This is a genomic window from Paraflavitalea speifideaquila (assembly GCF_032395985.1).
GTDB lineage: Bacteria > Bacteroidota > Bacteroidia > Chitinophagales > Chitinophagaceae > Paraflavitalea > Paraflavitalea speifideaquila.
This window is the reverse complement of sequence record NZ_CP135920.1, coordinates 7,779,096-7,795,927: the sequence shown is the minus strand read 5'-3', so window position 1 is coordinate 7,795,927 and position 16,832 is coordinate 7,779,096. Positions and strand designations below refer to the sequence as shown.

The 16,832-nt window shown below is 45.8% G+C and carries 24 protein-coding genes and 4 pseudogenes; 13 read left to right on the top strand and 15 right to left on the bottom strand.

Annotated features, from left to right (window positions below):
• Window positions 1-16: 16 nt before the first annotated feature.
• Together RS881_RS61190 and RS881_RS53425 are read right to left on the bottom strand one after the other, a co-directional pair.
• On the bottom strand, window positions 17-136 hold the full coding sequence (locus RS881_RS61190; protein ID WP_350340046.1) for a hypothetical protein: 120 nt from the start codon (window positions 134-136) through the stop codon (window positions 17-19).
• Window positions 103-606, bottom strand: coding sequence for a protoglobin domain-containing protein (locus RS881_RS53425; RefSeq protein ID WP_315818265.1), 504 nt, complete (start codon window positions 604-606; stop codon window positions 103-105). Before RS881_RS53425 ends, RS881_RS61190 begins: the two co-directional genes overlap by 34 nt.
• A gap of 581 nt (window positions 607-1,187) precedes the next feature.
• Here RS881_RS53425 and RS881_RS53420 point away from each other — a divergent pair.
• Window positions 1,188-2,186 carry a PQQ-dependent sugar dehydrogenase gene (locus RS881_RS53420; RefSeq protein ID WP_315818264.1) on the top strand — a complete coding sequence of 333 codons (999 nt, stop codon included), beginning with the start codon at window positions 1,188-1,190 and terminating at the stop codon, window positions 2,184-2,186.
• A 121-nt stretch (window positions 2,187-2,307) separates the two neighbouring features.
• Here RS881_RS53420 and RS881_RS53415 read toward each other — a convergent pair whose 3' ends face one another.
• The 4 genes and pseudogenes from RS881_RS53415 to RS881_RS53400 form a co-directional block, all read right to left on the bottom strand.
• Window positions 2,308-2,568: a double-stranded RNA binding motif domain-containing protein gene (locus RS881_RS53415; protein ID WP_315818263.1), complete on the bottom strand. Its 261-nt coding sequence runs from the start codon at window positions 2,566-2,568 to the stop codon at window positions 2,308-2,310.
• A gap of 98 nt (window positions 2,569-2,666) precedes the next feature.
• Window positions 2,667-2,972 (bottom strand): annotated as a pseudogene (locus RS881_RS53410) (ribonuclease III domain-containing protein); the annotation flags it as partial.
• Window positions 2,973-3,157: 185 nt separating this feature from the next.
• Window positions 3,158-4,402 (bottom strand): annotated as a pseudogene (gene fabF / locus RS881_RS53405) (beta-ketoacyl-ACP synthase II).
• Window positions 4,403-4,505: 103 nt separating this feature from the next.
• A complete protein-coding gene (locus RS881_RS53400; RefSeq protein ID WP_038103191.1) occupies window positions 4,506-4,742 on the bottom strand; it encodes an acyl carrier protein in 237 nt (78 codons plus the stop codon).
• A 339-nt stretch (window positions 4,743-5,081) separates the two neighbouring features.
• On the opposite strand from RS881_RS53400, the gene RS881_RS53395 reads away from it, so the two are divergent.
• Window positions 5,082-5,510, top strand: a complete 429-nt coding sequence (locus tag RS881_RS53395) for a GNAT family N-acetyltransferase (RefSeq protein WP_315818262.1) — start codon at window positions 5,082-5,084, stop codon at window positions 5,508-5,510.
• 242 nt (window positions 5,511-5,752) lie between these two features.
• On the opposite strand, the pseudogene rsmA reads toward RS881_RS53395, so the two are convergent.
• A pseudogene (gene rsmA / locus RS881_RS53390) lies at window positions 5,753-6,525 on the bottom strand (16S rRNA (adenine(1518)-N(6)/adenine(1519)-N(6))-dimethyltransferase RsmA).
• Window positions 6,526-7,062: 537 nt separating this feature from the next.
• Between rsmA and pdxA the strand changes: the two are divergent.
• The gene (gene pdxA, locus RS881_RS53385) at window positions 7,063-8,163 is read left to right on the top strand and encodes a 4-hydroxythreonine-4-phosphate dehydrogenase PdxA (protein ID WP_315818261.1); all 1,101 of its coding nucleotides are present in this window, start codon (window positions 7,063-7,065) and stop codon (window positions 8,161-8,163) included.
• Window positions 8,164-8,286: 123 nt separating this feature from the next.
• Here pdxA and RS881_RS53380 read toward each other — a convergent pair whose 3' ends face one another.
• The 3 genes from RS881_RS53380 to RS881_RS53370 all read right to left on the bottom strand — a co-directional run bounded on the left by RS881_RS53380 (window position 8,287) and on the right by RS881_RS53370 (window position 10,015).
• On the bottom strand, window positions 8,287-8,658 hold the full coding sequence (locus RS881_RS53380; RefSeq protein WP_315818260.1) for a hypothetical protein: 372 nt from the start codon (window positions 8,656-8,658) through the stop codon (window positions 8,287-8,289).
• A 58-nt stretch (window positions 8,659-8,716) separates the two neighbouring features.
• Window positions 8,717-8,944, bottom strand: a complete 228-nt coding sequence (locus RS881_RS53375; protein WP_315818259.1) for a LolA family protein — start codon at window positions 8,942-8,944, stop codon at window positions 8,717-8,719.
• 225 nt (window positions 8,945-9,169) lie between these two features.
• Entirely contained in the window at window positions 9,170-10,015 is an 846-nt protein-coding gene (locus RS881_RS53370; RefSeq protein ID WP_315818258.1) for a hydroxypyruvate isomerase family protein, read from the bottom strand.
• A 227-nt stretch (window positions 10,016-10,242) separates the two neighbouring features.
• On the opposite strand from RS881_RS53370, the gene RS881_RS53365 reads away from it, so the two are divergent.
• The 6 genes from RS881_RS53365 to RS881_RS53340 all read left to right on the top strand — a co-directional run bounded on the left by RS881_RS53365 (window position 10,243) and on the right by RS881_RS53340 (window position 12,555).
• The gene (locus tag RS881_RS53365; protein ID WP_315818257.1) at window positions 10,243-10,869 is read left to right on the top strand and encodes an SUMF1/EgtB/PvdO family nonheme iron enzyme; all 627 of its coding nucleotides are present in this window, start codon (window positions 10,243-10,245) and stop codon (window positions 10,867-10,869) included.
• An 85-nt stretch (window positions 10,870-10,954) separates the two neighbouring features.
• Window positions 10,955-11,218 carry a hypothetical protein gene (locus RS881_RS53360; RefSeq protein ID WP_315818256.1) on the top strand — a complete coding sequence of 88 codons (264 nt, stop codon included), beginning with the start codon at window positions 10,955-10,957 and terminating at the stop codon, window positions 11,216-11,218.
• Between the two features lie 5 nt (window positions 11,219-11,223).
• On the top strand, window positions 11,224-11,361 hold the full coding sequence (locus RS881_RS53355; RefSeq protein WP_315818255.1) for a twin-arginine translocation signal domain-containing protein: 138 nt from the start codon (window positions 11,224-11,226) through the stop codon (window positions 11,359-11,361).
• Window positions 11,362-11,366: 5 nt separating this feature from the next.
• Window positions 11,367-11,828 carry a Gfo/Idh/MocA family protein gene (locus tag RS881_RS53350; RefSeq protein WP_315818254.1) on the top strand — a complete coding sequence of 154 codons (462 nt, stop codon included), beginning with the start codon at window positions 11,367-11,369 and terminating at the stop codon, window positions 11,826-11,828.
• Window positions 11,829-11,908: 80 nt separating this feature from the next.
• Window positions 11,909-12,229, top strand: a complete 321-nt coding sequence (locus RS881_RS53345) for a Gfo/Idh/MocA family oxidoreductase (protein ID WP_315818253.1) — start codon at window positions 11,909-11,911, stop codon at window positions 12,227-12,229.
• Between the two features lie 17 nt (window positions 12,230-12,246).
• Window positions 12,247-12,555 (top strand): hypothetical protein, encoded by a 309-nt coding sequence (locus RS881_RS53340; RefSeq protein ID WP_315818252.1) that lies wholly within the window; start codon window positions 12,247-12,249, stop codon window positions 12,553-12,555.
• A gap of 240 nt (window positions 12,556-12,795) precedes the next feature.
• Here RS881_RS53340 and RS881_RS53335 read toward each other — a convergent pair whose 3' ends face one another.
• Complete coding sequence (locus tag RS881_RS53335; protein ID WP_315818251.1) at window positions 12,796-12,954, bottom strand: hypothetical protein; 159 nt, start codon at window positions 12,952-12,954, stop codon at window positions 12,796-12,798.
• On the opposite strand from RS881_RS53335, the gene RS881_RS53330 reads away from it, so the two are divergent.
• Genes RS881_RS53330 through RS881_RS53315 form a run of 4 tightly spaced genes read left to right on the top strand, consistent with a single transcriptional unit; the run spans window position 12,908 to window position 14,518 of the window.
• Window positions 12,908-13,465 carry a lysophospholipid acyltransferase family protein gene (locus tag RS881_RS53330; protein ID WP_315824915.1) on the top strand — a complete coding sequence of 186 codons (558 nt, stop codon included), beginning with the start codon at window positions 12,908-12,910 and terminating at the stop codon, window positions 13,463-13,465. The two genes, RS881_RS53335 and RS881_RS53330, sit on opposite strands and share 47 nt — an antisense overlap.
• Window positions 13,466-13,497: 32 nt before the next feature.
• The gene (locus RS881_RS53325) at window positions 13,498-13,644 is read left to right on the top strand and encodes an LpxL/LpxP family acyltransferase (protein WP_315818250.1); all 147 of its coding nucleotides are present in this window, start codon (window positions 13,498-13,500) and stop codon (window positions 13,642-13,644) included.
• Window positions 13,645-13,673: 29 nt separating this feature from the next.
• Window positions 13,674-14,045 (top strand): hypothetical protein, encoded by a 372-nt coding sequence (locus tag RS881_RS53320; RefSeq protein ID WP_315818249.1) that lies wholly within the window; start codon window positions 13,674-13,676, stop codon window positions 14,043-14,045.
• Window positions 13,949-14,518: a fatty acid desaturase family protein gene (locus tag RS881_RS53315; protein ID WP_315818248.1), complete on the top strand. Its 570-nt coding sequence runs from the start codon at window positions 13,949-13,951 to the stop codon at window positions 14,516-14,518. Before RS881_RS53320 ends, RS881_RS53315 begins: the two co-directional genes overlap by 97 nt.
• Before the next feature lie 167 nt (window positions 14,519-14,685).
• Here the strand turns inward: RS881_RS53315 and RS881_RS53310 are convergent, their stop codons facing one another.
• The 4 genes and pseudogenes from RS881_RS53310 to RS881_RS53295 form a co-directional block, all read right to left on the bottom strand.
• The gene (locus RS881_RS53310) at window positions 14,686-15,150 is read right to left on the bottom strand and encodes a hypothetical protein (protein WP_315818247.1); all 465 of its coding nucleotides are present in this window, start codon (window positions 15,148-15,150) and stop codon (window positions 14,686-14,688) included.
• A gap of 17 nt (window positions 15,151-15,167) precedes the next feature.
• Window positions 15,168-15,506: an ABC transporter permease subunit gene (locus RS881_RS53305; RefSeq protein ID WP_315818246.1), complete on the bottom strand. Its 339-nt coding sequence runs from the start codon at window positions 15,504-15,506 to the stop codon at window positions 15,168-15,170.
• Window positions 15,493-16,026 (bottom strand): AAA family ATPase, encoded by a 534-nt coding sequence (locus tag RS881_RS53300; RefSeq protein WP_315824914.1) that lies wholly within the window; start codon window positions 16,024-16,026, stop codon window positions 15,493-15,495. The genes RS881_RS53305 and RS881_RS53300 overlap by 14 nt, the downstream gene beginning before the upstream one ends.
• Window positions 16,012-16,436: pseudogene (locus RS881_RS53295) on the bottom strand (ATP-binding cassette domain-containing protein); the annotation flags it as partial. The gene RS881_RS53300 and the pseudogene RS881_RS53295, both read right to left, overlap by 15 nt.
• Between the last annotated feature and the right edge of the window lie 396 nt (window positions 16,437-16,832).

The window sequence follows — 16,832 nt, the reverse complement described above, 5'->3', positions numbered from 1 at the left end:
TTTTTGGGGTAACCGGTTAGAACTCCCCTGCACGGATATAGGGATACGTCATTAAAATAGCCGATAGTACAACGGCTTTGAACCAAGCCTGGTGCATGGCTTCTACTTCATCAGGCGCATGCCCATGGTTGGACAACAGTGGTTTGATGGTAGCTGTAATAGGATATATGAATGCGGTGATATAGCGATAGTGGACAAAAGGTGCGGCCTCAATTTCATCGGTCTTGTTCTTTTGATCTTGTGGTGTCGCAGCGCTATTTCGTACTGATAGTTTAGCCAGGTTTGGTCGAATGGGCGCAGGCAAAGATCTTTTACCCATTGTATGAAGCGTTTCCGAACGGATGTAAGATATTCCAGATTTGCCATATTATTCTTACTAAAATAAAATAGCAGGTGTGGGTGGCTGCCTATCAGCTCATACCAACGCTCAATAATGGCATCTGCCTGATCTACCAGCACTTCTCCGGCTTTGCGTAAATGCTCTTCATCGGCAGGGGTAAATAACACGGTGGCTTTGAGTAATTCCAGGTCCTGCCGGGTTACAGGTGAATTAGCCATTGTTTTCCCATAATCGTACCCCTTAATATTCGTTTCAGTACTGTTCATAGTTACACGGTTTGAGCAATGATCAAATGAGGAATCCTTACCAACAATCGTTTGAAGCAAGGGATATCCATCCCGTCCTAAACGGTGGGAATCCTAACTACTTACGAAAACCACATAATCAGGAGATTAGGGAAAGGCCACTATTTTCATTAAATACGCATTAAAATGGAGCTGGCTTCGGATTTGCATTGGCTGGCTGAATATGATCACTTTCTAGCTGATACTTTATTAATGCCGCTTAAGGGTGATCCCCTTTAAGGAGAGACAGGCTGCTGCCCGGCGGATGCAGCGCTGCAACGTGGCTTTCCTTTATAACTGGTAACAGTTTTCTTAACTAAAGGACATTGGATCATTTATTGGATTGTATTCGTAACTTTTCATAAATCATTTGTCATGGGTTATTCGCAGTTTTCAAAAACCTGGATTTGGGCCCTGCCGGCCTTGTTCTTGTTTGCCTGTCAGACTGATCCCGGGCGAAATCCTGAAATGGCAATACGCCGGAAACTCCGGCAAAGGTAGATTCTTTATTTGCCAAATATCAGCTCGACAAGATCAAACTGCCGCCGGGCTTCCAAATTTCTGTGTATGCTGTGGTGCCCAATGCACGAAGCTTGTGCTGGGGCAGCAAGGGGGTATTGTTTGCTGGTAACCGGGAAGAAAATAAGGTATACGCAATTACGGATACGAACGGTGACGGCAAAGCCGACCAGGTATATACGATTGCTTCCGGCCTGGTTATGCCCAACGGGGTAGCCTTCCGCAATGGCAGTCTTTATGTGGCAGAGATGAGCCGGATCCTGCGCTTTGACAGTATTGAAAGCCGGCTGGGCAATCCGCCGGCCCCGGTAGTGGTATATGATAAATACCCTGACAAAGCACATCATGGGTGGAAGTTCATTGCTTTTGGTCCGGATGGTAAATTGTATATCCCCGTTGGTGCTCCCTGCAATGTGTGTGAAGAAAAAGACCCGGTATTTGCCACTATTACGCGTATGAATGCGGATGGTACAGGCCTGGAGATATTTGCCAAAGGCATCCGCAATACGGTAGGTTTTGCCTGGCATCCGGAAACGAAGGAACTATGGTTTACGGATAATGGCCGCGACAACCTGGGTGAAGAGGTACCTGAAGATGAATTGAATGTGGCGCCTAAAGCAGGCCTGCATTTTGGCTTCCCGTATTGTCATCAGGGTAATATCCTTGATCCGGAATTTGGGAAAGGGAAAAATTGTAGTGATTATAGGTCTCCCGTTCAATTGATGGGGCCTCATGTGGCTGCGCTGGGTATGCGCTTCTATACGGGCAATATGTTTCCCGGGGACTATAAGAACAGGATATTTATTGCGCAGCATGGAAGCTGGAACAGGAAGATCCCCAGTGGCTACCGGGTGATGATGGTTACGTTGGAAGGCAATAAAGCTGTGCAATTTGAGCCTTTTGCCACGGGCTGGCTGCCCGGAACGGATGAAAAAGCAGTAATAGGCCGCCCAGTAGATGTAGAGATAGCACCCGACGGGGCTTTATTGATCAGTGATGATAAGCAGGGAGTGGTGTATAGGGTTACTTACAAAGGAAGTTGATGGTTGTGTATTGCGGGTAGTTGCTCAAACCAGGGTTTGAGGGGGATAGCTGATTGGTATTAGCTGATGGTTGGATACAGGTTATTTGGGAGGAGAAGGGCTAAAAGCCAACGGCTAATGGTTATTCTTCGTCTCCTTCCACCTTATTCAAACCCAGTTTGTCGATGGCGATAGCTGCGGCAATCTGGCTGGCATCTTTTTTATTGTAGGCCTTGCCTTCTGCCAGGAGTGCGCCATCTACTACGGCGCCGATGGTAAAGAGTCTGCGGCCTCCTTCAATACGTTCATCGAGGGTTTCAAATTCGAGGTTTTTGCCATTCTTATTGGCCCAGCCGTATAATTTATTCTTGTGGTTGATCTCCAGGGCTTCGAGGTCTTCCATATACAGGTGGGGAATGATAATACATTCCAGTACCCATTTTTGGTTTTTACAAATCCTTTATCGAGGTAAATAGCGCCCACTACGGCTTCCAGGGTATTGCCGAAGATCTGGCTCATCTTAAGTGAGTTGTCGAACTTATTGTAGAAGGTGATCTTCTTGAGGCCCATTTTGATGGCTATCTCATTGAGTTTATTGCGGTTTACCATCTTACTCCTCATTTCTGTGAGGAAACCTTCTTCTTTGTAGGGATATTTTTTAAAGAGGAAATCGGCTACAATGCCGCTTAGGATGGCATCGCCGAGGTATTCGAGTCGCTCATTGTTCTCATCGGCACTGTCACGAACAGAGCGATGGGTGAGTGCGGCCTGGTACAAAGCGGTTTTGCCGGGTGTGAAACCCAGCACATTACGAAGATTTTTCTTGAAGGCAAGATTGCTTTCTTTGCCAATAAAGCGGTCCAGGATTCCCACGATAGTCAAGCTACAATTTTTTCATTAAGCCAAAAATCAATAATAGGTAAGGGCTTATGGTTTGGTACTAAGATACCAAACAACGAACAAGGATAGTGAAAAATTATGCAGCGTGCTTTTTAGTACTTCTTAACAATCACACAGGCATTGTGTCCGCCAAATCCGAAAGTATTACTTAGGGCAGCCCGCACAATTCTTTTTGGGGTTTTTCAAAGGTAAAATTAAGACGTGTATCCAGTTCGGGGTCGTCAGTGAAGTGGTTGATCGTAGGAGGGACTATATCATGTTGAATGGCCATAATACAGGCAATGGCTTCTACCACCCCGGCTGCACCGAGGCAGTGACCGGTCATGGATTTGGTAGAACTGATGTTTATTTTATAGGCATGGTCGCCAAAAACATCGGTAATGGCTTTTACCTCTGCAATATCGCCGAGTGGGGTAGAAGTGCCGTGGGTATTGATGTAATCAATGTCTTCGGGTTTCATACCGGCATCATCGAGGGCAGAAAGCATTACATTTTTAGCGCCCAGGCCTTCGGGGTGTGGGGCGGTTACGTGGTGTGCATCGGCAGTGGCGCCTGCGCCAGCAATTTCAGCATAGATCTTAGCGCCGCGTGCCAGGGCATGTTCGAGCTCTTCGAGGATGATGGCCCCGGCAGCTTCCCCCATGATAAAGCCATCGCGGTCTTTATCATAAGGACGGCTGGCAGTTTTGGGGTCATCATTTCTTTCGCTCATGGCTTTCATGGCATTGAATCCGCCTACGCCGGCTTCGCTGATAACGGCTTCGGACCCACCGGCCAAAATAATATCGGCTTTGTTGAGGCGAATGAGGTTAAAAGCTTCCATAATAGCATTGGTAGAGGAGGCGCAGGCGCTTACAACGGCAAAGTTGGGGCCCCTGAAGCCATGCCGCATAGAAATATGGCCGGCGGCAATGTCGAGGATCATTTTGGGAATGAAGAAGGGATTATAGCGAGGGGTGCCATCTCCCTTGGCAAAGTTCACTACCTCTTCCTGAAAGTGATGAGACCACCGATACCGCTGGCGAATACTACCCCGATACGGTCGGGATTCATTGTTTCCTTATTGATACCGGCATCCGCTACGGCCTGGTCGCTGGCAGCGAGGGCGATCTGTGTAAAGCGGTCCAACTTCCGGGCTTCCTTTTATCGAGGTATTGTAACGGATCAAACCCCTTTAACTCACAAGCAAAGCGGGTTTTGAATTTAGTCGCATCAAACAAGGTAATAAAGTCTGCACCGGAAACGCCATTAAGCAGGCCATCCCAATATTCTTGCAAACTATTTCCAATAGGAGTTAATGCGCCAATACCTGTTACAACAACGCGTTTTAATTGCATAGGATTCTTGTCCGGAAGTTTTTAAGTAACAAATCCGCCTTCGGGGCGTACACCAGCTATCGAAGGGCGGATTTAATTTATTACACCTGAACGAAAGTTCAGATTACTTAGCATGCTCTTCTAAGTAAGCAATAGCCTGGCCAACGGTAGTGATGGTTTCAGCTTGCTCATCAGGAATGGAAATATTGAATTCTTTTTCAAATTCCATGATCAATTCTACGGTGTCCAGTGAATCGGCACCTAAATCATTGGTGAAAGAAGCCTCATTGGTAACCTCTGCTTCTTCAACACCTAGCTTATCAACAATGATCTTTTTTACTCTGGTTGCAATGTCTGACATTTTTGTAAAGTTTAGTTACGGCTGCAAAAATATAGATTTTGGCATAATGACAATAAATCACTGGTTTTTAATTGTGGTGCAGGTATTTTTAGTTTCAATGATTTGTAGTACTATCCGCCATCAATTACGGCAAATCCAATGCCTGCGCCTTTTGCATAAGATACCGCCCCTGCCCCACTTTATACAATAAGGGGGCGAAAAGGGGGCGAAATTAAATGAATTCTGCCTGATGGACTTCATTTTCCTTTGTTATCATTTTATTTTTTAATATATGATGCCTGCTGTTAAAAGGTAAATCCTTATATTGCACCAACCGAAACACCACTCAAATACGCACGCATGGCCCTCAAAATCATTGATCACGGCACGAAAGAATACCAGCAAATGGTTCAGTTGCGGAATGACATCCTGCGCAAACCGCTGGGCCTTAGTTTTACGCCTGAAGAGCTGGAAAAGGAAAAAGCAGAAATACTGATCGGTGCATTTGAAGAGGAAAAAATGCTGGGCTGCTGTATGCTGATCACTCAAGATCCTGCTACCGTTCGGTTACGCCAGATGGCGGTATTGAACAATGTACAGGGAAAAGGCATTGGTAAGGCGCTAATGCAATTTGCCGAAAACATTGCGCGTGACATGGGATACCGAAAAATGACCATGCATGCCCGCCAGACGGCTATCGGGTTTTACGAAAAACTGGGGTACAACGTTAGTGGCGATCAATTTGAAGAAGTATCGATACCACATTATATAATGGAGAAAGCGTTGTAAGAAGTTGGGAAGACCGGAAGTCGGGAAGACCGGAAGTCGGGAAGACCGGAAGACCGGAAGAAAATGCCAAGACTACTACTGTATTACCTCCCGACTTCTGGACTTTACTGACTTTCGGACAATTGTATCGCTTACCGACTTCCGGACTTTGCCGACTTGCGGACAATTGTATCGCTTACCGACTTCCGGACTTTACTGACTTCCGGACAATTGTATCACTTACTGACTTCCGGACTGCTCCATCAACTTTTCAACTCCCCTCCTCCATTCATCCTGAAGGTCAGCGCTGCAAAATCCTGTATGGACAGCTGTTCGGCCCGCTTATTAAAGATATCATCCTGTAGTACATCCGCCGTGAAAAGGCTCTTTACGGCATTACGCAAGGTTTTGCGGCGTTGGTTGAAGGCTGTTTTTACGAGCACAAAAAGGGCGCGCTCACTTTTTATGACCACTGGTACAGCCAACGGCAGTAAACGGATGACGGCACTTTTCACCTTGGGAGGCGGGTTAAAGGCTTTCTCATCTACCTCAAACAAGTATTCCACCTTAAAAAGGCCTGTATGAGCACACTGGTCACTCCATATACTTTGGAACCCTCCGTGGCGGCTACCCGCTGGGCCACTTCTTTCTGGAACATGCCTGTCATGGACTCCAACTGGTCTTTCCATTCCAGCATTTTAAAAAGTATCTGGGAGGAGATATTATATGGGAAATTGCCCACCACGGTAAACTTTCCTTCAAAAGGCGGGGGAATGTCCAGGATGCTCTGGTGAATGATCCTGCCCTCCAGCACGGGATAGGTTTGTAGCAACCAGTTTACTTTTTCATCGTCCAATTCAACACACTTCAGGCTGATTTGCGGCAGGTCAATGAGGTATTTGGTGAGTGCACCACCGCCAGGCCCCACTTCTAACAATTGCTGAAAAGGGTGCTCCTGTAAAGCTGCCACAATCTTCCGGCTGATGTTCTCATCTTTTAAAAAGTGTTGTCCCAGCGATTTCTTGAGCGTGTACATGCGGCAAAGGTAAGAAGTAGGGAAAGTCCGAAAGACAGTAAAGTCGGTAAAGTCCGGAAGTGGGGAGGTAATACAGTAAAAGTCCGAAAGACAGTAAAGCCGGTAAAGTCCGGAAGTGGGGAGGTAATACAGTAAAAGTCCGAAAGACAGTAAAGCCGGTAAAGTCCGGAAGTGGGGAGGTAATACAGTAAAAGTCCTAAAGACAGTAAAGTCGGTAAAGTCCGGAAGTGGGGAGGTAATACAGTAAAAGTCCGAAAGACAGTAAAGCCGGTAAAGTCCGGAAGTGGGGAGGTAATACAGTAAAAGTCCGAAAGACAGCAAAGTCGGTAAAGTCCGGAAGTGGGGAGGTAATACAGTAAAAGTCCTAAAGACAGTAAAGCCGGTAAAGTCCGGAAGTCGGGAGGTAATACAGTAGTAGTGTTGGCATTTTCTTTCGGTCTTCCGGACTTTCGGACTTCCGGTCTTTTCTCCTGGCCTTTCCGACTTCCGGTCTTCCGGACTTTATTCGTACTTTAGCCTCCCAGAATTTAAAGAATTATGAATGCACCGCAACAAAAACCGGTAATTGGCATCACGATTGGCGACCTGAATGGCATCGGAACAGAGCTGATCATCAAAACCTTTTCGGACCACCGCATCCTTGAAATGTGCACGCCTGTTATTTTTGCTTCCAATAAAGTCATTAATTTTTATCGTAAAGGACTACCTGATCTTAACTTCAACTACCAAAGTATTAAGGAGTTAAATCGCATCACCCCCAAGCAGGTGAATATTTTCAACTGCTGGGAAGAAGAAGTGGGCATCACCCCCGGCCAATTGACTGATATGGCTGGTAAATATGCGGTAAAATCATTGGCTGTAGCGGTACAGGCATTGAAAGAAAACAAGATCCAGGGATTGGTAACCGCTCCCATCCACAAGAAAAATACCCAATCGGCGGAATTTAACTTTACCGGTCATACGCCTTACCTGAAACACGTATTTGGTGTACAGGATGTGGTGATGTTGATGGTGGCCGGTAACTTCCGGGTAGCGCTGGTTACTGAGCATGTACCTTTAAAAGAAGCTGCTCAGTTCATTACCCGTGAGCGCATTTTGTCTAAACTGAATATACTCAATCAGTCGCTGATCAAAGATTTTGGTATCGACAAACCCAAGATCGCTGTATTGGGCCTCAACCCGCATGCAGGCGACGAGGGATTGATAGGTAAGGAAGAAGAGGAGATCATTAAGCCTGCTATTAAAGAAGCCAAAAGGAATATGTTGGTGGTAGGCCCTTACAGTGCAGATGCTTTCTTTGCCCGCCAGCATTACAATAGGTTTGATGCTGTGCTGGCCATGTACCATGATCAGGGCTTAATTCCTTTCAAATCACTGGCGCTGGGCGAGGGGGTAAATTATACGGCCGGATTGCCGGGTATCCGTACTTCTCCCGACCATGGTACTGCTTTTGACATAGCGGGTAAAAATAAAGCGGATCAATCATCTTTCCTGACTGCTATTTACGAATGTATTGATATCATCAATCAGCGAAGCGGTTATGCGGAATACCGTAAGAACCCGCTTAAAAAGATGACCTCTGTTATATTGGCCAATGCAGTGGATGAGGCATTAGAGATACCGGAAACAGACGAATAGGGGAAGAAAGGCAACGAGGCAGCAATGTATTGAGGCAACGAGGGCGTGGGTTTGAAAGTTGATATGTTGAAAAGGTAACAGGGGCGAAGTAAAGATGACCGATCCACGACTGTGGATGGCGGTTCACTTAAACTGTGCATCAGCAATGCCCTTGTTGACAGTATAATTTGAGTAGGTGATCTCGAGTCTTCCTTTTTGCTCTTTATCCGTAGAGGCGGCTGGTGTGGGTTTCTCGCCGGTGTCATAATCAAATGCCAATCCTTTGGGCAGTTTATAATCTTTGGTATTGAAACTGAATACAACTTTATCGGGCAATCCCCAATTGGCATATTTACTATAACTCATTTCCATTTCATAGGTGCCATTACTCCGCGTGGTCATGATTGCTTTTCGTACTAACGATTGTTTTTCGTCGATGTACAAAGTGGCCACTACGATATCGCTCTTTTCATCCAGTGGCAATAGTTTTACAATACTTACGGGCGTACCGCCCACGGTACCTTGCCGGCTGCTACAGCGGTATAATTGTCATTGGCAAATAAACCGCCCAGGTTTACATTGGCGCCCCCTTTGGGTACAATTGCAATACCATCTTCCTTTTGATCCGGAACTTATCGGGGTTCTTGTAATAGATCACCACTTTGGATTCGGGTATTTTCATGAAAGCCACATCGGTTTTCATCACCCCATCGGCCTGGTAATCCTTCACCGTGGCCAGTTTGTCTTTGACTTTTTTGATGAGAGCATCCGCTTCCTGTGCCTGGGCAGGCAGTAAGATCATAGTGTATAGGCTTGCCAATACGATTATTCTCAGGAGTGCTTTCATTGCTTCTTTTGGTCGGCTGGTGGGTAGCGTTCCGGAGGCAAAATTAAGGTGTGCTTCGTTGTAATCATAGCCCTGTTCAGACTTTAACGATTTGGCTCAACATCTACAATAAAGGTGACACCTTTCCTTACGACGCAAACGAAAGGTGTCACCTTTATACCAGGCTCACAGCTGTATTCCCTATAGGAAGTTATCTGAATCCCGATATGCCTTGATCAGGGCTACTTCGCCTTCTTTACCGGGTTTGGCATTGCCGTGTTCCATACCGAGAATGCCTTTATAGCCTTTGGTATGAATATGCCTGAAGATGTTTTTATAATTCATTTCACCGGTGGTGGGCTCTTTGCGGCCGGGGTTGTCACCGATCTGCAGGTAACCGATCTCATCCCAGGACCTATTGAGGTTATTGATAATATCGCCCTCATTGCGCTGCATATGGTACATATCGAACAGGAACTTGCAACTGGGGCTGCCTACGGCCTGGCAGATCATATAGGTTTGATCGGAGTGGCGCAGGAACAGGTCGGGATTATCACTCAAGGCTTCCAGCACCATTACCAGTCCATGTGGTTCGAGGATGGCGCTTCCTTTGCGCAAGGCATTGATAACATTGGCTGTTTGGTATTCAAAGGAAAGGCTTCTTTCGTAATTGCCGGGTACTACGGTCATCCATTTGGCGCCGCAGCGTTTGGCTACTTCTACTGCTTCTTTACAATCCTTGATCATTTTATCAATCCACTCCTGTTTGCCGGTAGCAAGGGAGGTTTTCCAATGCCAGCTATCGGAAGTGATCACAAATACTCCCATACGCATGCCCAGGGAAGCAAGGGTATCGCCAATCTTCTTTTGCATTTCAACGGGGCGGCTCATCATGCCATTGTCTTCAATTGACCGGAACCCCATGCTATGGGCAAATTTTATCTGTTCAATAAAATCGGTACCGCCGTGGTTTTTAAACATGCCATCGTGAAAGGCATAGTCGAGGTTAAATGTTTTTTCAGCATTCGTTAGGTATCCCCTTTTCATCCGACTTACCAAAAGCTGCTGCAGCTGTTGCGAGCGAGGCGCCGGTGAACAGGGAATTACGCATAAATTGTCTACGTTTCATGTTCTGAGTGTTTGGATAAATTTAAGATCAATATACTGTAGCGCGCTAATTTATTTTTGTGCAATCGTTTTCTCTACCTGGATGCCATAGTTTAGAGGGACGTACAAATTATTTTCTTATCTTTCCAGCACCTAAACTTATAAGTGTGAAACGACTGGTGTTATTCTTTATGGGAGCTACAGCAATAAGTGTTAGCTCCGCACAACAGACGGCTAATTTTGAACCTTATGAAACAACGATCCCCGGATCGGCCATCTCCTTTAAGATGCTGCCTATTCCTGAAGGGCAGTTCCTGATGGGTAGTCCGGCCAAGGAACCTGGAAGGAAAGGTGATGAAGGGCCACAGAAGAATGTTAAGCTGAGTGCTTTCTGGATGGGGCGTTATGAGGTTACTTATGATGAATTCCTGCTGTTCTTTAATGATGAAAGTACCAGCCGCAATTCGGAGGTAGATGTGGTAACAAGGCCTACGCCTCAATATATTGATCTTAGCTGGGGTATGGGTAAGCAAGGTGGCTTTCCGGTCAATAGTATGTCGCAACGTACTGCCCTGATGTATTGCCGCTGGTTGTATAAGAAAACAGGTGTATTTTATCGGCTACCCACGGAGGCGGAGTGGGAATATGCCTGCCGCGCCGGCAATAGCGCAGCTTATTATTTTGGCAATGATGGCAAACTATTAAAGGATTATGGCTGGTTTAGCGTCAATAGTAAGGCCAAGTACCAGAAGGTGGGGCAAAAAAGCCCAATAGCTGGGGGCTGTATGATATGATAGGTAATGTAGCTGAGTGGACCCTGGACCATTATGAAGAGAAGTATTTTACAACGGTTGCGGATGGTGCAACAGATCCTTCTTTGTGGTGGAAGATATTTATCCTAAAACGGTGCGTGGCGGTGGGTACCTGGATAAGCCAGAAGCCTTGCGCAGCGCCAGTCGCGGTAAATCGGACCCCACCTGGAATAAACGTGATCCTCAGATACCAAAAAGCAAATGGTGGCTTACTGATGGTATGGCGGTAGGCTTTCGTATTGTACGGCCATTGAAAGCGCCCACTGGGGAAGAGGCAGATGCTTTTTATAAAAATACCTTGGTAATTAGATTGCTCTATTATATAAATTAACAAACATGCGTAAAGATGCACCCAATCAATCATCCCGGCGCGATTTTGTAAAACATACTTCGCTCATTGCCGGCGGACTGATCGCTGCCCCTCTTTTTCCAAAGCCAATTATTTTTCTGGTGCTGATGATGTCATTAAGGTAGCCCTGGTGGGTTGCGGCGGCCGGGGTACCGGTGCGGCCATGCAAGCTTTATTGACGAAACAAAATGTGAAGCTGGTAGCCATGGCTGATGCTTTTAGTGATCGGCTGGAAAAATGCTATAAATCATTAACGGCGGATTCTAAGTCGGGCGATAAAACAGTTAAAGACCGGGTAGATGTTCCTGCTGACCGGAAATTTGCAGGTTTTGATGCGTATCTCAAGGCCATTCCCCTGGCGGATGTGGTGATCCTGGCTACCCCTCCGGGTTTCAGGCCCATTCATTTTGAAGAAGCGATAAAGCAGGGCAAGCATGTTTTTATGGAGAAGCCGGTAGCTACGGACCCGGCAGGTGTGCAGAAAGTATTGGCTGCTGCGGAACAAGCCAAGGCTAAAAAGCTCAATGTAGTTGTAGGCCTGCAGCGTCATTACCAGAACAGTTATCGTGAACTGTTCAAAAGAAAAACCTGATTGGGGATATTACTTCGGCACAAGCCTGGTGGAATAATGATGGTGTATGGGTAAATAAGCGCCAGCCTGGTCAAACGGAAATGGAATACCAAATGCGTAACTGGTATTATTTTGTATGGCTTTGTGGCGATCATATTGCCGAGCAGCATATCCACAATATTGATGTGATCAACTGGTTTAAAGGCGCTTATCCTGTAAAAGCACAGGGTATGGGCGGCCGCCAGGTGCGCAAAGGCAAAGACAATGGGGAGATATTTGACCACCATTATGTAGAGTTCCAATATCCGGATGGCTCCATTCTTAACAGTCAGTGCCGCCATATTCCCGGCACGATGAGTAAAGTAGATGAACTGCTCATTGGTACGAAGGGTATTATTAAAACAGGGAAGCCAATATTGTAAGCAACAAAGGCAAGGTATTGTACCAGTTCGACAGGACGAAGGAAAACAATCCTTACCAAACAGAGCATGATGAGTTGTTTGAAGCGATTGCGGCAGGACAATACAAGTTTGCGGATGCTGAAAATGGCGCGAAGAGCTCGATGACTTCCATCCTGGGCCGGATGGCTACTTATACTGGTCAGGTGGTTGATTGGGATAAGGCGATCAATTCGGGCCTTAACCTGCAGCCCAAGCAATATGACTTTGCCGCTGCACCACCTGTATTACCTGATGCGGATGGCTGGTATCCTATTGCTACGCCAGGGGTAACCAAGTACGGCTTCTAATAGATTTCACTTATTGCAATTAATAGAGCCGGCGGCTCCGCTTTAAGCGGGGCCGCTTTTTTAATGGGGTAATATCCAGTACATTGAATTTTAGACCTATTATATATAATGTTAAAGTGACATTATTTTAATCCGTATTTGAAGGTTTTAAGTACATAATTCAGTTATCTTTAGCGCAAACCTTTAAAACAAACAAAACCACGACCTTGGCCGTATTGAGCTATTATATAGCCCTACCCTTTATTTATCTTCTATCTGTGCTGCCTTTTCGCGCACTGTATCTATTGTCGGATGCATTTTGCCTGTTCCTGTATCATGTAACAGGCTATAGAAAAAGGTAGTATTTGCCAACCTGCGCAACTCTTTTCCTGATAAGACGGATGCAGAAATTAAAGCCATCCAAAAGCGCGTTTACCGCTACTTCTGTGATCTGTTCCTGGAAACCTTCAAAACACTGACGATCAGCCGTGCTTCGATGTTGAAGCATTGCGGTATGGACCCTGCTACGGAGGCATTATTCAATGGTTTTGCCGAAGAGAATAAAAGTATTGTGATTGTCATGGGGCACTATGGCAACTGGGAATGGGCGGGTAATACCTTTAGTCTCAAGTGTAAGCACCAGTTGTACGTGATCTATCATCCCCTGGCCAATCCCTATTTTAACAGGTTGATCATAAAAATGCGCACGCGGTTTGGTACTAAGTTGATCGCCATGAAAGATACTTTCAGGGATATGGTGCAAAACAGACCGCACCTAACTGCAACGGCCTTTATTGCGGACCAAACGCCTGCTCCTGATAAAGCTTACTGGATGAATTTTTTGAACCAGGATACGCCTGTTTTTCCTGGTACGGAGAAGATCTCTCAGAAAATGAATTACCCGATCGTTTATGTATCGATAAAAAAATAAAACGCGGCTATTATACGTTAACGGCTGACACGTTGAAGCTGCCGCCTTACAATAATATCCAGGAAGGAGAGATCACGGAAGCGCATACAAAAAGGCTGGAAGCAGATATCATTGAAAACCCCGAAACCTGGCTGTGGACACACCGCCGGTGGAAACATAAGCGACCTAGTAAACAGTAATCATTCGTTCAAGTAAAAACAAATTGAGTATGCGGTGTGGGAAAGAGTTGATATTGGCCACTAAACCTTTTGCCAAAGAGATCAGGAGTAAAAGCTGGTTCTATACCTTAACAACACTTGGCTTGACGATCCTGGTGCTGGCCGGAACGGTGTTAATGCCCTGGCTGGGGGCGAGGATTGCCTGTAGTATCATTGGCGGATTGTTATTGGTACGCATGTTTGTGATCTATCATGATCACCAGCACCATACTATCTTACACAAATCTGCTGTTGCCGATGCGATCATGACGGTTTTGGTATTTATATGCTGGCGCCTACGAGCATCTGGAAACGGAGCCACGATCACCACCATAAACACAATTCCAAATTATTCAGCGCCAGTATTGGTTCTTTCCCAATAGCTACCCGCCAAAAATACCTGAATATGAGTGCAGGGGAAAGGGTAGGTTACCTGGCTATCCGTCACCCGCTTACTATTGGGATGGGTTATTTTACGATGTTCCTGTTGGGTATGTGTGTAGGTTCTTTTGTGAGCAGCCCACGTAAGCATTTTGATGCCCTGATCGCATTGGTATTACATTTTACGGCAGCTACGCTTATTTTTATTTTCCTGGGCTGGCAGGCCTGGCTGTTGTTGTTCTTTGTGCCTTTCCTGATCGCTTTTGCCCTGGGTTCTTATTTATTCTATGCCCAGCACAATTTTCCCGGGGTAACTTTTGCCTGCAATACGGAATGGGCCTATGATAAAGCGGCCCTGGAATCGAGCAGTTATATGACGATGAGTCCGGTGATGCATTGGTTCACGGCGAATATCGGGTACCATCATATTCACCACCTCAATTCTAAAATACCTTTTACCGCCTTCCTGAGGTAATGAGGCATTTTCCCGAATTGCAACAAGCTAAAACGACCTCGCTGCATCCCAGGGATATATTTGCCTGCCTGCGTTTGAAAGTATGGGACCAGGACAAAGGTGAAATGGTGTCTTTAAAGGGGTTACAGTAACCCGCAGGAAACGACGACTGGCTACTGCCTGATTGCTTAGGATAAAATATCCTTCTTTCTAAAGAGGTAAATGGCAATGCCTACAAAAGCTGTAATGTGGAGTAGCAGGATGCCTGCCGATTTAAAGATACTGCCATACTTGATGGGGTTATCGAAGAACCCTTTCCAACCCAGCATATGGGAGGTAAACAGGTAAGGCTTCAATAAATTGAACAAAGGGAGGTCCATAGTGGTGAGGATTGTAAATACGATCACTATACTCATAGTGGCCACAATGGGACCTATAGAATTTTCTGCAAATAAAGACAGGAAGAAAGAAAGGGCTGCTACGGTAATCATAGCAATGGCGGCAAACCCAAATGCTGCAAAATAACGCCACATGACATCGGCTTGCTTGAGCTGAATGATCTGTGCACTTTTAAAGACCATGAGATCGCCCACACCAAACACGAGGATGGACAGCAGGAGGGAAAGGAATGCCATCCACAATAACAACATCAATGTATAGATAGCGGTGGCTATGAATTTGAGAGCATCAGGGAGGTACGGCTAATGGGTTTGCTGGCCAGCAGGCGCAGGGTACCCATATTGGCTTCTCCGGCTATCATATCGCCACCAATGAGGGCAATCAATAAAGGAACATGGATCAAGAGGGTTTGTAAAATGAAATAGCAAACAAAATAGCCATTGGCGATCTTACCATCGATGGTAAAATCAGCGCGAATGGATTGCAGCAGCAGGTCAATATAGGTGTCTGCATCCACAAACAACGCCAATTGAATGAGGAGCACGATGGCTGCAATGGCTACAAACGCGATATAGGTACGCGGTCTTTTGAATATCTTAAAGAGCTCCATTTGTAAAAGTGTCCACATGTCGGTTGGTGGTTGTTAAGGCCAGGAAATAGGCTTCCAGGGAGTGCTGAGGTTGTATGGAGGTAATGGCGGCCCCCAGGTTGACCAGGTAGGCAGTGAGGGCGGGCACCTGTTGCTCATCCATCTGAAAGAGTATATTGTTTTGCTCTTGCGTTTGAATATATTTTCTCCAAGGACTGTTTTGCAATTGAGGGGCTACCTGCTCAATATTCCGCACGCTTATCTTGATCAGCAATTTGGAAGGGTCGAATAATTCCTTTACGCTTCCCTCGGTTACCTTTTTCCCTTTATCAATAATGATCATGCGGTTGGCAGTCATTTCTATTTCATAGAGGAGGTGGGAAGATACCAGTATGGTTTTGCCTTGTTCTTTGCTTAGGTGCAGGATAAAATGCCGGATATCGGCAATACCTTGTGGATCGAGACCGTTAGTAGGTTCATCGAGGATGATCAGCTGTGGGTTGTGTACCAGGGCTACTGCAATACCCAAACGCTGTTTCATGCCCTGGGAATAGGTCTTTACTTTACTTTGTGCTCTTTCCTCCAGGCCTACCTGTTCCAGTTGGTCCATCATTTTTTTCCGGCTCACCTGTACGCCGCTCATTTTGGCAAAGAGGGCCAGGTTTTCATAGGCGGTAAGGTATTTGTAGAGGTCGGGGCGTTCAATAACAGCGCCTATTTGCTTTAGAATATCCCGGCGGTGTTTTTGAGGTCCATGCCAAACAATTCAATGCTGCCGGTAGTAGGTTCTATTAAGGTGAGCAACATACGAATGGTGGTGGATTTACCGGCTCCATTCTGTCCGAGGAAGCCATATACATCACCCTGGTTCACGGAAAATGAAATATCATTGACCGCAATTAAATCGTTGTAATGTTTACTGAGGTGCTTTACCTGTATGATAACGGCCATAATATAATTGCCTTACAAATTACAACTGAAATTGTTATTAAACTTCAAAAATGTAAAAAGACGGCTGGGAGGGCCTCCGGGGCGGTTGGGCGATAAAAAAGCACAATAAATACTTGCATAATCCGCCGGGGCGCTTTACTTTTGCCTTCATCATCCCGCACATCCTCTGATAATTCCGTTACTTGCAAGACTACCCGAACAATCAGCTTGCACCAATTTCCAAAAAACAAGTCTGTCTGAAGTTTAACCTTTAATGGTTATCTGCTATATTATTTCCAATAGCTATGTAAGCTCGGAGTGGATACCTATTCCCTCATTCGTACACCCTTGATACCGTATTCTCCCTCCTTTGAATGCCCCGATGAATATTCTTCATCTGCGTATTACAATTTCTAA

What these genes read in the sequence shown, in the direction of transcription:
- RS881_RS53355 (WP_315818255.1), top strand. Translation starts at nt 11,224, where the DNA reads ATGCGTAAAGATGCACCCAATCAATCATCCCGGCGCGATTTTGTAAAA.
- RS881_RS53320 (WP_315818249.1), top strand. Translation starts at nt 13,674, where the DNA reads ATGCGGTGTGGGAAAGAGTTGATATTGGCCACTAAACCTTTTGCCAAA.
- RS881_RS53345 (WP_315818253.1), top strand. Translation starts at nt 11,909, where the DNA reads ATGGAATACCAAATGCGTAACTGGTATTATTTTGTATGGCTTTGTGGC.
- RS881_RS53315 (WP_315818248.1), top strand. Translation starts at nt 13,949, where the DNA reads ATGCTGGCGCCTACGAGCATCTGGAAACGGAGCCACGATCACCACCAT.
- RS881_RS53395 (WP_315818262.1), top strand. Translation starts at nt 5,082, where the DNA reads ATGGCCCTCAAAATCATTGATCACGGCACGAAAGAATACCAGCAAATG.
- pdxA (WP_315818261.1), top strand. Translation starts at nt 7,063, where the DNA reads ATGAATGCACCGCAACAAAAACCGGTAATTGGCATCACGATTGGCGAC.
- RS881_RS53300 (WP_315824914.1), bottom strand. Translation starts at nt 16,026, where the DNA reads ATGAAACAGCGTTTGGGTATTGCAGTAGCCCTGGTACACAACCCACAG.
- RS881_RS53370 (WP_315818258.1), bottom strand. Translation starts at nt 10,015, where the DNA reads ATGAAAAGGGGATACCTAACGAATGCTGAAAAAACATTTAACCTCGAC.
- RS881_RS53415 (WP_315818263.1), bottom strand. Translation starts at nt 2,568, where the DNA reads ATGGAAGACCTCGAAGCCCTGGAGATCAACCACAAGAATAAATTATAC.
- RS881_RS53375 (WP_315818259.1), bottom strand. Translation starts at nt 8,944, where the DNA reads ATGATCTTACTGCCTGCCCAGGCACAGGAAGCGGATGCTCTCATCAAA.
- RS881_RS53400 (WP_038103191.1), bottom strand. Translation starts at nt 4,742, where the DNA reads ATGTCAGACATTGCAACCAGAGTAAAAAAGATCATTGTTGATAAGCTA.
- RS881_RS53335 (WP_315818251.1), bottom strand. Translation starts at nt 12,954, where the DNA reads ATGGCTTTAATTTCTGCATCCGTCTTATCAGGAAAAGAGTTGCGCAGG.
- RS881_RS53305 (WP_315818246.1), bottom strand. Translation starts at nt 15,506, where the DNA reads ATGGAGCTCTTTAAGATATTCAAAAGACCGCGTACCTATATCGCGTTT.
- RS881_RS53425 (WP_315818265.1), bottom strand. Translation starts at nt 606, where the DNA reads ATGAACAGTACTGAAACGAATATTAAGGGGTACGATTATGGGAAAACA.